At 73.2% G+C, this 14,654-nt stretch carries 9 protein-coding genes; 3 read left to right on the plus strand and 6 right to left on the minus strand.

Going from position 1 to position 14,654, the window contains the following annotated elements:
- Positions 1-134: 134 nt before the first annotated feature.
- From ACFY3N_RS12505 to ACFY3N_RS12530, 6 genes are read right to left on the minus strand one after another with little or no spacing between them, the layout of a single operon-like run.
- On the minus strand, positions 135-965 hold the full coding sequence (locus ACFY3N_RS12505; protein ID WP_390816608.1) for an HpcH/HpaI aldolase/citrate lyase family protein: 831 nt from the start codon (positions 963-965) through the stop codon (positions 135-137).
- A complete protein-coding gene (locus ACFY3N_RS12510; RefSeq protein WP_390816609.1) occupies positions 962-2,167 on the minus strand; it encodes a CaiB/BaiF CoA transferase family protein in 1,206 nt (401 codons plus the stop codon). Before ACFY3N_RS12510 ends, ACFY3N_RS12505 begins: the two co-directional genes overlap by 4 nt.
- The gene (locus ACFY3N_RS12515) at positions 2,164-3,684 is read right to left on the minus strand and encodes an ADP-ribosylglycohydrolase family protein (RefSeq protein WP_390816610.1); all 1,521 of its coding nucleotides are present in this window, start codon (positions 3,682-3,684) and stop codon (positions 2,164-2,166) included. The genes ACFY3N_RS12510 and ACFY3N_RS12515 overlap by 4 nt, the downstream gene beginning before the upstream one ends.
- Entirely contained in the window at positions 3,672-4,853 is a 1,182-nt protein-coding gene (locus tag ACFY3N_RS12520) for an ADP-ribosylglycohydrolase family protein (protein WP_390816611.1), read from the minus strand. The genes ACFY3N_RS12515 and ACFY3N_RS12520 overlap by 13 nt, the downstream gene beginning before the upstream one ends.
- Before the next feature lie 7 nt (positions 4,854-4,860).
- Positions 4,861-6,138: an ADP-ribosylglycohydrolase family protein gene (locus tag ACFY3N_RS12525; RefSeq protein WP_390816612.1), complete on the minus strand. Its 1,278-nt coding sequence runs from the start codon at positions 6,136-6,138 to the stop codon at positions 4,861-4,863.
- Positions 6,135-7,181: an ADP-ribosylglycohydrolase family protein gene (locus ACFY3N_RS12530; RefSeq protein WP_390816613.1), complete on the minus strand. Its 1,047-nt coding sequence runs from the start codon at positions 7,179-7,181 to the stop codon at positions 6,135-6,137. Before ACFY3N_RS12530 ends, ACFY3N_RS12525 begins: the two co-directional genes overlap by 4 nt.
- Before the next feature lie 259 nt (positions 7,182-7,440).
- Between ACFY3N_RS12530 and ACFY3N_RS12535 the strand changes: the two genes are divergently transcribed.
- From ACFY3N_RS12535 to ACFY3N_RS12545, 3 genes are all read left to right on the plus strand, one after another.
- On the plus strand, positions 7,441-8,172 hold the full coding sequence (locus tag ACFY3N_RS12535; RefSeq protein ID WP_390816614.1) for a VIT1/CCC1 transporter family protein: 732 nt from the start codon (positions 7,441-7,443) through the stop codon (positions 8,170-8,172).
- Between the two features lie 371 nt (positions 8,173-8,543).
- Positions 8,544-13,142, plus strand: coding sequence for a glutamate synthase large subunit (gene gltB, locus ACFY3N_RS12540; RefSeq protein ID WP_390816864.1), 4,599 nt, complete (start codon positions 8,544-8,546; stop codon positions 13,140-13,142).
- The gene (locus ACFY3N_RS12545) at positions 13,135-14,598 is read left to right on the plus strand and encodes a glutamate synthase subunit beta (protein ID WP_390816615.1); all 1,464 of its coding nucleotides are present in this window, start codon (positions 13,135-13,137) and stop codon (positions 14,596-14,598) included. Before gltB ends, ACFY3N_RS12545 begins: the two co-directional genes overlap by 8 nt.
- Positions 14,599-14,654 lie beyond the last annotated feature (56 nt).

Raw genomic sequence — 14,654 nt, forward strand, 5'->3', positions numbered from 1 at the left:
CCCTCGGTCCGTGTGGGGCGGGGGTGTTGGCGCGGCCCGGCGTTTGCGGGGTGCCTCCCCCAGAGGGGGTACCCCCAGCGCCCACCCGTGCCGCCCCAGCGGCACGACTGCCCGCGGGGACGGTGGGGAGTTGTTCAGGTTCTGGTGGTCAGGGACAGGGTTCTTCGGGCCGCTCGTACGACCGCCGTGTCGATGAAGGTGCCGTTGGGGAGGGCTTGGGCGCCCTGGTTCGAGGCTGCCGCCTTGACGATGGTCTCCGCCTGCGCGATCTCCTCCTCCGTGGGGAGGTAGGCCCGTTCGATCACCGGGAGCTGACGGGGGTGGATCGCGGCGCGGCCCAGGAAGCCCAGCGCGCGGCCGTGGGCACAGGAGGCCGCCAGGCCCTCCAGGTCGCGGATGTCGGGGTGGACGGACTGGGTGGGCGGGGCGAGGCCCGCCGCCCGCGCGGCGACGACCACCCGGGAGCGGGACCAGTCGAGGCCCGCGTCGTCGCGTACGCCGAGGTCGGCCCGTAGGTCCGCCTCCCCGACGGCGATGCCGCGCAGGGACGGGTGGGCGGTGGCCACGGCATGGGCGCGTTCGATGCCGAGGGCCGTCTCCAGGAGGGCGTACAGGGGCAGTGCGCCGCCGCGGGCGGACGCGGTGCGCCGGGCGACGCGTACGACGTCGGACGGGGACGACACCTTGGGGAGGCGCAGGCCGGACAGGCCGGGGGCGGCAGCGACGGCCGCGAGGTCGGCGCGGGCCCAGGGGCCGGACAGGGCGTTGACGCGGACGTGGACCGGGACCGGCTGGGGGGCGCGCAGCAGCTCGGCGGTGGCGGAGCGGGCGTAGGCCTTGCGGTCGGGGGCGACCGCGTCCTCCAGGTCGATCACCACCACGTCGGCGCCGGAGGTGAGCGCCTTCGCCACCACCGGAGGACGGTCGCCGGGGGCGTACAGCCAGGTCAGCGGGAACCCCGTCACAGGGCGCCCTCCGCGCGGAGCTCCGCGAGGTCCTCGGGGGTGAGGCCCAGCTCGGTCAGGACCTCCTCGGTGTCCGCGCCGTGCGGGCGGCCCGCCCAGCGGATCGCGCCCGGGGTGCCGGAGAGCCGGAAGAGCACGTTCTGCATGCGCAGCGGGCCCAGCTCCGGATCGTCGACCGTGGTGATCGTGTCCAGCGCCTGGTACTGCGGGTCCGCCATGACGTCCCGTACGTCCTGGATGGGGGCGATGGCCGCCTCCGCCTTCTCGAAGGCGGCCAGCACGTCGGTGCGGGTGTGCCGGGCGATCCAGCCGCCGACCGCCTCGTCCAGGAGGTCCGCGTGCCGGGCCCGGCCCGCGCCGGTGGCGAACCAGGGCTCGTCGATCAGGTCCGGGCGGCCCACCAGCGTCATCACCCGCTCGGCGATCGACTGGGCCGAGGTGGAGACGGCGACCCAGGTGCCGTCGGCGGTGAGGTACGTGCCGCGCGGCGCGTTGTTCTGGGAGCGGTTGCCGGTGCGGGGCTGGACGTGGCCCAGCTGGTCGTACCAGGTCGGCTGGGGCCCGAGCACGGTGAGGATCGGTTCGATCAGGGCCATGTCGACGACCTGGCCCTCTCCCGTGCGGTCCCGGCCGGCCAGCGCGGTCATGACCGCGTACGCGGTGGTCAGGCCCGCGATGGAGTCCGCCAGGCCGAACGGCGGCAGGGTCGGCGGGGCGTCCGGTTCCCCGGTGATCGCGGCGAAGCCGCTCATCGCCTCGGCGAGGGTGCCGAAGCCCGGACGGTGCGCGTACGGGCCGAACTGGCCGAAGCCGGTGACCCGGACCAGGATCAGCCGGGGGTTGACCGCGGACAGCTCGGGCCAGCCCAGGTCCCACTTCTCCAGGGTGCCGGGACGGAAGTTCTCGATGACGACGTCGGCGGTTTCGGCGAGGCGCAGGAGGGTGGCCCGGCCGCCGGGCCTGGACAGGTCGAGGGTGATGGTCCGCTTGTTGCGGCCGAGCACCTTCCACCACAGGCCGATGCCGTCCTTCGACGGGCCGTGGCCGCGGGAGGGGTCCGGTTTCCTCGGGTGCTCGACCTTGACGACCTCCGCGCCGAAGTCGCCGAGCAGGGTCGCGGCGAGGGGCCCGGCGAAGAGGGTGGCGAGATCCAGGACGCGCAGGCCGGTCAGTGGGGGACCGGGGGGAGTGGGCCTGGTCATGGGCGGGAGGCCTCCAGGTGGGTCAGTCGGGCCAGGGTGTCGAAGCCGGTGCCGTGGAAGTCGCCGACGGAGGTGGCCAGGCGGTTCTTCAGCGGGGCCGTCCAGCGTTCGGGGAGGGCGCGGGGCGAACCGGCGAGAAGGGCGGCGACGCTGCCGGCCGTCGCGCCGTTGGAGTCGGTGTCCCAGCCGCCGGACACCGCGCGGCAGACGGAGCCGGTGAAGTCGCCGTCGGCGTGGGTGAGGGCGGCGGCGATCAGGGCGGTGTTGGGGACGGCGTGCACCCAGTGGTGGGTGGCGGCGTAGGTGTCGTGCAGGACGTCGACGACGGTGTCGAAGTCGGTGTGCTCGTGCGCGAGCCGTACGGCCCGGTGGACGGCGCGGGCGAGCCGGGAGCGGGGCGGGACGACGGTGAGGCCGGTGCGCAGACAGGCGTGGACGTCGTGGTCGCCGGTGGCGGCGGTGGCGATGACGGCCGCCGTGAACATCGCCGCGTAGACGCCGTTGGCGGTGTGGGTGAGGGTGGCGTCGCGGTGTGCCTGCCCGGCGGCGGCGGCCGGGTCGCCGGGGTTGGTCCAGCCGTGCACGTCGGCGCGGATCAGGGCGCCGATCCACTCGCGGAAGGGGTTGTGGCGGCGGGCGGTCAGCGGGGGTTCCAGACCGCTGAGGAGGTTGCGGTAGGCGACGCGCTCGGCGGTGAAGGTGCGGCCGGCGGGGAGTTCGTCGAGCCAGACGCGGGCCACGTCGGTGGCGGTGAAGGCGCGGCCGTGGCGCTGGAGGACGAGGAGGGCGAGGAGGGGGTAGTTGAGGTCGTCGTCCTCGGGCATGCCGTCGATGTTCTCGGCGAGGGAGGTGGCCGCGGAGCGGCGGTTCCAGGGGTACCTGGTCAAGAGGTCCTCGGGGACGCCGTGGGCGGTGAAGTAGGTGGTGAGGGGCCAGTTGCCGGTGGCCCGGGCGAGGTGGCGGATGCCGGTGAGGGGGAGCTTCTCCACCGGTTTGCCCAGCAGGCAGCCGACCGCTCTGCCGAGCCAGGCGGCCTCCAGGCGGGCGGGGTGGGGTGTCCGGGGGTCCGTCGCGCGGCCCGGCGCCTGCGGGGTGCCGTCGCACCCACCCTCCCCCACTCCCGACTTCGCTTGAGTGGAGGTGCCCCCATCGCCCCTGGAGGCGCCTCCCGGGCCCTCGGGGCACGGGGGGAGGCACGACCGCCCGCGGCCGGCGGCGGTGCCGCCCGCGGTGAACGGCCAGTCGGGGCACAGGGACTTGATCGTGGCGAGGTCGGTCGGTTCGTCGTCGGCCAGTGTGCTCGGGAGGTCGGCCAGTTCGTCGAGGAGGTCGGTGGCCAGGAGGCGGAGGTAGGGGGAGGCGGGGGTGGGGGAGGCGCCCGCGGTGAGGGGGGCCTCGGGGCCGCCCGCCGCGCGCCAGCGGGCGGCGACGGCCGAGGGCTCGCGGCCGTCCTGGGCCGCCTGGCGCAGTTCGTGGCCGATGAGGTCCTCGGGCTGGACCCAGGTCAGCCGGAGCATCCAGCGCCTCCCAGCTCGGCGAACGCCCGCTCGTGGGCGCGGCGGCGGGCCACGTCGCGTGCGAAGATCTCGCGGGTCACGGCGGTGAGCGCGGCCGCCGGCTCCCACAGGTCGAGGCGGCTGGCCTCGGCCACCGTCTTGGCCCAGTCCTCGGGGACCGGGGAGCCGAGCGCACCGGCCACCGCGCCGGCCATCGTGGCGATGGAGTCGCAGTCGCGGCCGTAGTTCACCGCGCCCAGGACCGCCTGCCGGAAGTCGCCGCCGGCCACCACCAGCATGCCCAGCGCGACCGGGAGTTCCTCGATGGCGTGCAGCCGGGACGGGCGGCGGGCACCCAGTGACGGGGAGCGGTAGTCGGGGCCCACCGTGTCGTACGGCGTCACCGCCTCCCGCAGCGGACCCAGCGCCGACTCGAAGTCCGTGTACCGCGAGGCGGTTTCGCAGACCTTCTCGATCGCCTCCCGGGTGCCGTCCTTCGCCGACGACAGACACGCGGAGACGACCGAGTCCGCCGTCGCGCCCGGCGCGCACGCCGCCGCCACGGCCGCCGCGAAGACACCGGCCGCCTCCCTGCCGTACGACGACTGGTGCGCGCCCGCGACATCCAGCGCCTCGGCGTAGGCGGCGGCCGGGTGGGCGGCGTTGACCAGGCCGACCGGGGCCATGTACATCGCGGCACCGCAGTTGACGATGTTGCCGACGCCGGCCTCGCGCGGGTCGACGTGACCGTAGTGCAGGCGGGCCACGAGCCACTTCTCGGCGAGGAAGATCCGCTGCAGCGGGATCGCCTCCGCCTCCAGCTCCGGGATCCAGCGCGGGTTCGTCATCAGGTCCGGGACCAGGTGGTCGGCGACGGCGTAGGCGTCCAGGTGGTCGCGGACCGTCGCGTACACCCGTACCAGTGCGTGGGTCATCAGGGTGTCGTCGGTGACGTGGCCGTCGCCCTTGTGGTACGGCGCGACGGGGCGGGCGGTGCGCCACGCGGCGCCGTTCCACGGGCCGACGACGCCGTGCACGCGTCCGCCGTGGCGCTCGACGATCTGCTCGGGGGAGTAGCCCTCGACCGGCCCGCCGAGGGCGTCGCCGACGGCCGCTCCGACGAGGGCGCCGGCGATCCGCTCGTCCAGGGGCAGGCCCCGGTCACTGTTTTCTGGCTCTTCGCGCGTCATGCCCGAATCATCCCTCCGTCGGGGTCGGTCGTGCGGCTTCCAGGAGTCCGGCGAGTTCCACCAGGTCCGTGCCGGTGAGCCGGGGGAGCACGCAGCCGGAGAGGGTGCGGCAGCTCTCCCGCCACGTCCCCGGGATCGCGGCCCCGCCGCCCAGTGCGCCGGTGAGGGCGCCGACGAGCGCCGGAGCGGAGTCCGCGACCCGGGACAGGCAGGCCGCCGCGGGGACCGCCTCCGCGATCCGGCCGCGGGCGGCGGTGGTGAGGGCGAGGGCCACGGGGACGGTCTCGGCGGCGGCGACGCCGTAGCTGTAGACGTGGTCGACGATCTGGTGCTCCAGCGGTGGCACGAGGGCGAAGGCGCTGTCGGCGTCCGCCGCGAGCTTCAGGGCGTGCCGGGCGTTGCGGCCGATCTCCGTGTCCTCGGGCAGCTCGGCGCAGGCCGCCGCCACGCAGGCGTGCGGGTCCGCGCCGGCCAGCGCGAGGGAGACGGCGGCGGCCATGGCGCGGGCACCGTGCACCCCGTCGCCGTCCTGGGTGTAGCGGGCGTCGAACTCGGCGAGGCCGGCGGCGGCCCGCGGGTCGCCGGGGTGGGCCACGGCCAGGACACAGGCGCGCACGCAGGCGGCGTCGTCGAAGTAGTGCGGGTTGTCGTGGCCGGTGGCGGGCGGGCGCAGGCCGGTGGCGAGGTTGCCGAGGCCGGCGCGGACGGAGATGCGGGCGCGCAGCGGGAGGACGGCGGACTCGGTCTCGGGGGCCCGTTCGGTGGCGGCGGCGATCTCGGCGGCGACGGAGTTCCAGGTCAGGTCGATGGCGGCGCGGGTCCGGCGCTCCCGGCTCAGGTCGCCGAGGGCGCTGTCGTCGCCGGCGCGCAGGACCGCTTCGGCGGCGAACGCGGCCCACTCGGCGTCGTCGGAGGGGCCGAGGCGGAGGGGTTCGGGGGGCTGGTTGAGGGCGATCGGGACGGGGAGGGTGGTGGTGGCGTTCTGTTCGGCGAAGGTGTCCAGTTCGCGGGTGAGGCGTCTGGTCCACTCGGGCATGCGGGCGGCCCTGTGGCGGGCGGCCGGCCAGCCGGCGGCGTCGCCCGCGGCGAGGCCGAGGAGGAGGCCCTCCACCCGGGCCCGGGCCTGCGGCGGCCGGGCGGGACGTTCGGCCTCGGCTTCGCCTGGGGCCCGGGTCGCGTTCCCACCCGCGCCATCCGTGCCGCTTCCGTCGTCGGGTGCGGGTGGCCCCGGTGGGGCGTCCTCGCCGTCGGCGGCTGCGGGTTGCGTCTCGGCCAGGGGGATCATGCGGGCGCCTCCGTCTCGTCGGCCGGCGCCGGAACCAGGGCGTCGGGTTCCTCCGGCGTCAGCAGGTCCGCGATGTCCAGGACGTGGTGGCCCGCCATGGTCGGGAGGCAGGTGCCGCGGGCCGGGGCGATGGCGGACGACCAGGCCGGCGGGATCGCCGCGGCGCCCCGGGTGGCGCCGGCCAGGGCGCCCGCCACCGCCGCCGTGGTGTCGGCGTCGCGGCCCATGTTGACGGCCGTCAGGACCGCCTGTGCGAAGTCGCCGTCGGCCGCCGCGTACGCGCCGAAGGCGAGGGCGACCGCCTCGGGGGCCAGGTCGGTCCACGGATAGCCGCCGATCACCACCGCCGCGCGGACCGCGCGTTCGCCGAGGTGGGCCGCGGTGACGGCGCGGCGCAGTGAACGGGCGGTCCAGGAGTCGTCCGGCACCACCGCCAGGGCCGAGGCCACGACCGCGACCACCGGTGCCCCGGCCATCGCCGCCGCGACACCCGCCGCGACCGCCTGGCCGCCGTAGATGCCCTCGCCGTCGTGGCTGACCGAGCCGTCGACCGCCGCCAGCCGGGCCGCCTCGTCGGGCCGGCCGGCCGCGAACACCCCGTGGGGCGCCGCCCGCATCGCCAGTCCGTCGCTCCAGGCGTGCCGGTGCTGGGCGGAGATCGGCGCCGCCAGTCCCCGGCGCAGGTTCTCCAGCGTGCCGCGCTCGCTGAAGCCGGCGCCCCGGAAAGGACCCTCCGCGCGGTCCGCGATCCACTCGTGCCAGGCCGCCTCGACATGCGCCGGGGTGAGCGCGGAGCCGTGCCGGGCCAGCAGCAGGCCCGAGAAGATCGCGTACTCGGTGTCGTCCGTGCCCGCCGGGTGTTCCGCCACGTACCCCGTGATGCGGCCCCACCGCGCGCGGATCTCGGAGGGCTTCAGGTTCTCGGCCGGGGCGCCCAGCGCGTCACCGACGGCCAGGCCGAGCAGAGCGCCGCGCGCCCGCTCGCGGCGCCCGACGGCGCCCCCGGGCACCGGGACGGAGGGGATGCGGGCGGTCGGTGCCATACGCGGCTCTCCTCTCAGACGCGCCCCGAGGGGCGCGGAGCCCTTTGCGGATCTGTCCCCGGTGCGGTGTCCGGCGCAGCCTCGCGGGGCCCAGCGTCACCCGGTCGACATCTGCGCACCCATCCGCACAAACGAGTGAAACCCGCAAAACCGCAGGTTAGCCCAGCCTTTCCTTGCTGGCAGGAGGATTCGAGGAGGCGTACATTGGGTGTTGTCGAAGAATAGAACTTGTCCAAAGAAGAGTGTGGGGGACCCGGGTATGGCCATCATCGAGACCGAGGCGACGCTGCACGAGGCGCACCGCGACAACCACACGCACCGGGACGTGAACGGCGGCTGGCTGCGCCCCGCCGTGTTCGGCGCGATGGACGGACTGGTCTCCAACCTCGCCCTGATGACCGGTGTCGCCGGCGGTGCGGTCGGTCAGCAGACCGTCGTGTTCACCGGCCTCGCCGGTCTGGCCGCCGGCGCCTTCTCCATGGCGGCCGGCGAGTACACCTCCGTCGCCTCCCAGCGCGAGCTGGTCGAGGCCGAGCTCGAGGTCGAGCGGCGTGAGCTGCGCAAGCACCCCAAGGACGAGGAGGCCGAGCTCGCCGCGCTCTACGAGGCCCGCGGCGTCGAGCCCGGGCTGGCCCGCGAGGTCGCCCGGCAGCTGTCCAGGGACCCCGAGCAGGCGCTGGAGATCCACGCCCGCGAGGAACTCGGCATCGACCCCGGCGACCTGCCCTCGCCCACCGTCGCCGCCGTCTCCAGCTTCGGTTCGTTCGCGCTGGGCGCCCTGCTCCCCGTGCTGCCCTATCTGCTCGGTGCGAGTACCCTGTGGCCCGCCGTGCTGCTGGCGCTGCTCGGGCTCTTCCTGTGCGGCGCGGTGGTGGCCAGGGTGACGGCGCGGAGCTGGTGGTACAGCGGTCTGCGGCAGCTCGCCCTCGGTGGTGCGGCGGCCGGTGTGACGTACGTCCTGGGCGCACTGTTCGGAACGGCCGTAGGATGATGCGACTCGCACTTATGCGTTGGGCCGCATAAGTAGTCGTTACTTGCTGGTTTCGGCGGCATGACCACTGGGCATGAGCCGTAAGCGCTGTGGGCAAAGAGGCCGACGGCGCGCCCCGCGGGTCGGGCGAAGGAGCCCTTTCCCGCCATCGGACCGACGGACATCGATCTGTCCGACCCGGTCCCCGTAGCTTCCACCGCCAGGCGCGGAATCCCGCCGCGACCTCTAGGGTGTCCGCATGCTGGAACGGATTATCCCGGTTCACGAGAACCGCTCCATCATGTAACCTGCACGAAATTTTGCACCACGCAGAGGGCCAGCGTCGTCCCTCGGCACTTCGCACATGCCACATGACGACGACGGGAGAGCCGATGCGTACGCCGCGCCAGCCGTCCCAGCACTCCGCGAACGACCGCCTGAACTGGTCGTTCATGGATGCTCGCCCTGCTGCGCAGGGTATGTACGACCCCCGCAACGAGCACGACGCCTGCGGCGTCGGCTTCGTCGCCACCCTCACCGGCGAGGCGTCCCACACCCTGGTCGAGCAGGCCCTCACGGTCCTGCGCAACCTGGAACACCGGGGTGCCACCGGCTCCGAGCCGGACTCCGGCGACGGTGCCGGAATCCTCTCCCAGGTGCCCGACGCCTTCTTCCGCGAGGTGGCCGGATTCGCACTGCCCGAGGCCGGCGGCTACGCCGTCGGCATCGCCTTCCTGCCGGAGGACGGCGCCGACGCCGCCGTCGCCCGCATCGAGGAGATCGCCGCCGCCGAGGACCTGACCGTCCTCGGCTGGCGCGAGGTGCCGGTCGCGCCCGAACTGCTCGGCGCCACCGCCCGCTCGACGATGCCGGTCTTCCGGCAGATCTTCGTCACCGCCGGTGAGAGCAGGGGCATCGACCTCGACCGCAAGGCGTTCGTGCTGCGCAAGCGCGCCGAGCGCGAGGTGGGCGTCTACTTCCCGTCGCTGTCCGCGCGGACCATCGTCTACAAGGGCATGCTGACCACCGGCCAGCTCGAGCCCTTCTTCCCGGACCTGTCCGACCGCCGCTTCGGCTCCGCGATCGCGCTCGTGCACTCCCGGTTCTCCACGAACACCTTCCCGTCGTGGCCGCTCGCACACCCGTACCGCTTCGTCGCGCACAACGGTGAGATCAACACCGTCAAGGGCAACCGCAACTGGATGCGCGCCCGCGAGTCGCAGCTCGCCTCCGAGCTGTTCGGCACCGGCACGGACCTTGAGCGGATCTTCCCGATCTGCACCCCCGACGCCTCCGACTCGGCGTCCTTCGACGAGGTCCTCGAACTGCTGCACCTGGGCGGCCGTTCGCTGCCGCACTCCGTGCTGATGATGATCCCGGAGGCGTGGGAGAACCACGACTCGATGGACCCGGCCCGGCGCGCCTTCTACCAGTACCACTCCACGATGATGGAGCCCTGGGACGGCCCCGCCTGCGTCACCTTCACCGACGGCACCCAGGTCGGCGCCGTGCTCGACCGCAACGGTCTGCGCCCCGGCCGCTACTGGGTCACCGACGACGGTCTGGTCGTCCTCGGCTCCGAGGTCGGCGTCCTCGACATCGACCCGGCGAAGGTCGTCCGCAAGGGCCGCCTGCAGCCCGGCCGCATGTTCCTGGTGGACACCGCCGAGCACCGCATCATCGAGGACGACGAGATCAAGGCCCAGCTCGCCGCCGAGCACCCCTACGCGGAGTGGCTCGAGGCCGGCGAGATCGGGCTGCCCGACCTGCCCGAGCGCGAGCACATCGTGCACACCCACGCCTCGGTCACCCGCCGCCAGCAGACCTTCGGCTACACCGAGGAGGAGCTGCGGGTCCTCCTCGCGCCGATGGCCAAGGCCGGCGCCGAGCCGATCGGCTCGATGGGCACCGACTCGCCGATCGCCGCGCTGAGCGAGCGTCCGCGCCTGCTCTTCGACTACTTCACCCAGCTGTTCGCGCAGGTCACCAACCCGCCGCTGGACGCGATCCGCGAGGAACTGGTCACCTCCCTGCGCTCCCCGCTGGGCCCCTCGGGCAACCTGCTGGAGCCGACCGCGGCCTCCTGTCGCAGCGTCGTCCTGCCCTTCCCGGTGATCGACAACGACGAGCTGGCCAAGCTCATCCACATCAACGCCGACGGCGACATGCCCGGCTTCAAGGCCGCGACCCTGTCCGGCCTGTACCGGGTGTCCGGCGGCGGCGACGCGCTCGCCGCCCGCATCGAGGACATCTGCGCCGAGGCCGACGCCGCCATCGGGAACGGCGCCCGGCTGATCGTCCTGTCGGACCGGCACTCCGACGCCGAGCACGCGCCGATCCCGTCGCTGCTGCTCACCGCGGCCGTCCACCACCACCTCATCCGCACCAAGCAGCGCACCCAGGTGGGTCTGCTGGTCGAGGCCGGTGACGTCCGCGAGGTCCACCACGTCGCCCTGCTCATCGGCTACGGCGCCGCCGCCGTCAACCCGTACTTGGCGATGGAGTCCGTCGAGGACCTGGTCCGCGCGGGCACCTTCCTGCCGGGCATCGAGTCCGAGAAGGCCATCCGCAACCTGATCTACGCCCTCGGCAAGGGCGTCCTGAAGGTCATGTCCAAGATGGGCATCTCCACGGTCGCCTCCTACCGCGGCGCCCAGGTCTTCGAGGCCGTCGGCCTCGAGGACGCCTTCGTGGAGAAGTACTTCAACGGCACCGCCACCAAGATCGGCGGCGTCGGCATCGACGTCATCGCCAAGGAGGTCGCCGCCCGTCACGCCAAGGCGTACCCCGCCTCGGGCATCGCTCCCGCGCACCGCGCGCTGGAGATCGGCGGCGAGTACCAGTGGCGCCGCGAGGGCGAGCCGCACCTGTTCGACCCGGAGACGGTCTTCCGCCTCCAGCACTCCACGCGCTCCGGCCGCTACGACATCTTCAAGAAGTACACCGAGCGGGTGAACGAGCAGTCCGAGCGCCTGATGACGCTCCGCGGCCTGTTCGGCTTCACCTCCGACCGGCAGCCGATCCCCGTCGACGAGGTCGAGCCGGTCTCCGAGATCGTCAAGCGGTTCTCCACCGGCGCCATGTCGTACGGCTCCATCTCCCGCGAGGCGCACGAGACGCTCGCCATCGCCATGAACCAGCTGGGCGGCAAGTCCAACACCGGTGAGGGCGGCGAGGACCCGGAGCGCCTGTACGACCCGGCCCGCCGGTCGTCCATCAAGCAGGTCGCCTCCGGCCGCTTCGGCGTGACCTCCGAGTACCTGGTCAACTCCGACGACATCCAGATCAAGATGGCCCAGGGCGCCAAGCCCGGCGAGGGCGGCCAGCTGCCCGGCCACAAGGTCTACCCGTGGGTCGCGAAGACCCGGCACTCGACGCCGGGCGTGGGGCTCATCTCCCCGCCGCCGCACCACGACATCTACTCCATCGAGGACCTCGCCCAGCTGATCCACGACCTGAAGAACGCCAACCCCCAGGCGCGCATTCACGTCAAGCTGGTCTCCGAGGTCGGCGTCGGCACCGTCGCCGCGGGTGTCTCCAAGGCGCACGCGGACGTCGTCCTGATCTCCGGTCACGACGGCGGCACGGGCGCCTCCCCGCTGACGTCGCTGAAGCACGCCGGCGGTCCCTGGGAGCTCGGCCTCGCCGAGACCCAGCAGACCCTGCTGCTCAACGGCCTGCGCGACCGGATCGTCGTGCAGACCGACGGCCAGCTGAAGACCGGCCGTGACGTGGTCATCGCCGCGCTGCTCGGCGCCGAGGAGTTCGGCTTCGCCACCGCCCCGCTGGTCGTCTCCGGCTGCGTCATGATGCGCGTCTGCCACCTGGACACCTGCCCGGTCGGCATCGCCACCCAGAACCCCGTCCTGCGGGACCGGTTCTCCGGCAAGGCCGAGTACGTCGTGAACTTCTTCCGGTTCATCGCCGAGGAGGTCCGCGAGCTCCTCGCCGAGCTGGGCTTCCGCTCCATCGAGGAGGCCGTCGGCCACGCCGAGGTGCTCGACGTGACCCGTGCGGTGAACCACTGGAAGGCGCAGGGCCTGGAGCTGGCCCCGCTGTTCCACGTGCCCGAGCTGCCCGAGGGCGCCGTCCGCCACCAGGTCGTCGCCCAGGACCACGGCCTGGAGAAGGCGCTCGACAACGAGCTGATCAAGCTCGCCGCCGACGCGCTCGCCGCGTCCGGCGCCGAGGACGCCCAGCCGGTGCGCGCCCAGGTCGCCATCCGCAACATCAACCGCACGGTCGGCACCATGCTCGGCCACGAGGTGACGAAGAAGTTCGGCGGTGCGGGCCTGCCCGACGACACCATCGACATCACCTTCACCGGCTCCGCCGGCCAGTCCTTCGGCGCCTTCATTCCGCGCGGTGTCACGCTGCGCCTGGAGGGCGACGCCAACGACTACGTCGGCAAGGGCCTGTCCGGCGGCCGGATCGTGGTCCGCCCGGACCGCGCGGCCGACCACCTCGCCGAGTACTCGACCATCGCGGGCAACACGATCGCGTACGGCGCGACCGGCGGCGAGCTGTTCCTGCGGGGCCGGACGGGCGAGCGGTTCTGCGTCCGCAACTCCGGCGCGCTGGTCGTCTCCGAGGGCGTGGGCGACCACGGCTGCGAGTACATGACCGGCGGTCACGCGGTCGTCCTCGGCGAGACGGGGCGCAACTTCGCGGCCGGCATGTCCGGCGGCATCGCCTACGTCATCGACCTCGACCGGGACAACGTCAACGCCGGCAACCTGGACGCCGTGGGCGCCCTGGACGACGCCGACAAGCAGTGGCTGCACGACGTGGTCCGCCGCCACCAGGAGGAGACGGGTTCCACCGTCGCCGAGAAGCTGCTCGCCGAGTGGGACACCGCCGTGCAGCGCTTCAGCAAGATCATCCCCAGCACGTACAAGGCAGTGCTCGCCGCCAAGGACGCCGCCGAGCGAGCCGGTCTGTCCGAGACCGAGATCACCGAGAAGATGATGGAGGCGGCGATCAATGGCTGACCCGAAGGGCTTTCTGAACCACGGCCGCGAGGTCGCCAGGTCCCGTCCGGTCGAGGAGCGCAAGAAGGACTGGAACGAGGTCTACGTCCCCGGTTCCCTGCTGCCGATCATCAGCAAGCAGGCCAGCCGGTGCATGGACTGCGGCATCCCGTTCTGCCACAACGGCTGTCCGCTGGGGAACCTCATCCCCGAGTGGAACGACTACGCCTACCGCGAGGACTGGGGCGCCGCCTCCGAGCGGCTGCACGCCACCAACAACTTCCCGGAGTTCACGGGCCGGCTGTGCCCCGCTCCGTGCGAGTCGGCGTGCGTGCTCGGCATCAACCAGCCGCCGGTCACCATCAAGAACGTCGAGGTCTCGATCATCGACAAGGCGTGGGAGACCGGTGACGTCGCCCCGCAGATCCCTGAGCGCCTGTCCGGCAAGACCGTCGCGGTCGTCGGCTCGGGCCCGGCGGGTCTGGCCGCCGCCCAGCAGCTGACCCGGGCCGGCCACACGGTCGCGGTGTACGAGCGCGCGGACCGCATCGGCGGCCTCCTGCGCTACGGCATCCCCGAGTTCAAGATGGAGAAGCGGCACATCAACCGCCGTATCGAGCAGATGCGCGCGGAGGGCACCAAGTTCCGCACCGGCGTCGAGATCGGCCGCGACATGCCGGCCACCGCGCTGCGCAAGCGGTACGACGCCGTGGTCCTCGCCGTCGGCGCGACGACCGCGCGCGACCTGCCGGTGCCGGGCCGTGAGCTCAAGGGCGTCTACCAGGCCATGGAGTACCTGCCGCTGGCCAACAAGGTGCAGGAGGGCGACTACGTCGCCCCGCCGATCTCGGCCGAGGGCAAGCACGTCGTGGTGATCGGCGGCGGTGACACCGGCGCCGACTGCGTGGGCACCGCCCACCGCCAGGGCGCGGCCTCCGTCACCCAGCTGGAGATCATGCCCCGCCCGAACGAGGAGCGGAACCCGGTCTCCCAGCCGTGGCCGACGTTCCCGATGCTCTACAAGGTCACGTCCGCCCACGAGGAGGGCGGTGAGCGGGTCTACTCCGTCTCCACCACCCACTTCGAGGGCGACGAGGACGGCAACGTCCAGTGGCTGCACCTGAGCGAGGTCGAGTTCGTCGACGGCAAGCTGACCTCCAAGCCGGGCACCGAGCGCAAGATCCCGGCCCAGCTGGTCACCCTCGCCATGGGCTTCACCGGCACCGACCGGGAGAACGGCCTGGTCGAGCAGTTCGGCCTGGAGCTCGACGAGCGCGGCAACATCGCCCGCGACGCCGACTTCCAGACCAACGTGCCCGGCGTGTTCGTCGCCGGTGACGCCGGCCGCGGCCAGTCGCTCATCGTGTGGGCGATCGCGGAGGGCCGCTCGGCCGCCCGCGGCTGCGACCGCTTCCTCACCGGGGCGAGCGAGCTGCCGGCCCCGATCCGTCCGACGGACCGCGCGCTGGCGGTCTGACGGACCGGCTCACGAGGTGACCTGACGGTCCCCGCACACGTCCCGTACAACGGCGT

The organism is Streptomyces sp. NPDC000348 (assembly GCF_042898795.1).
Taxonomy (GTDB): domain Bacteria; phylum Actinomycetota; class Actinomycetes; order Streptomycetales; family Streptomycetaceae; genus Streptomyces.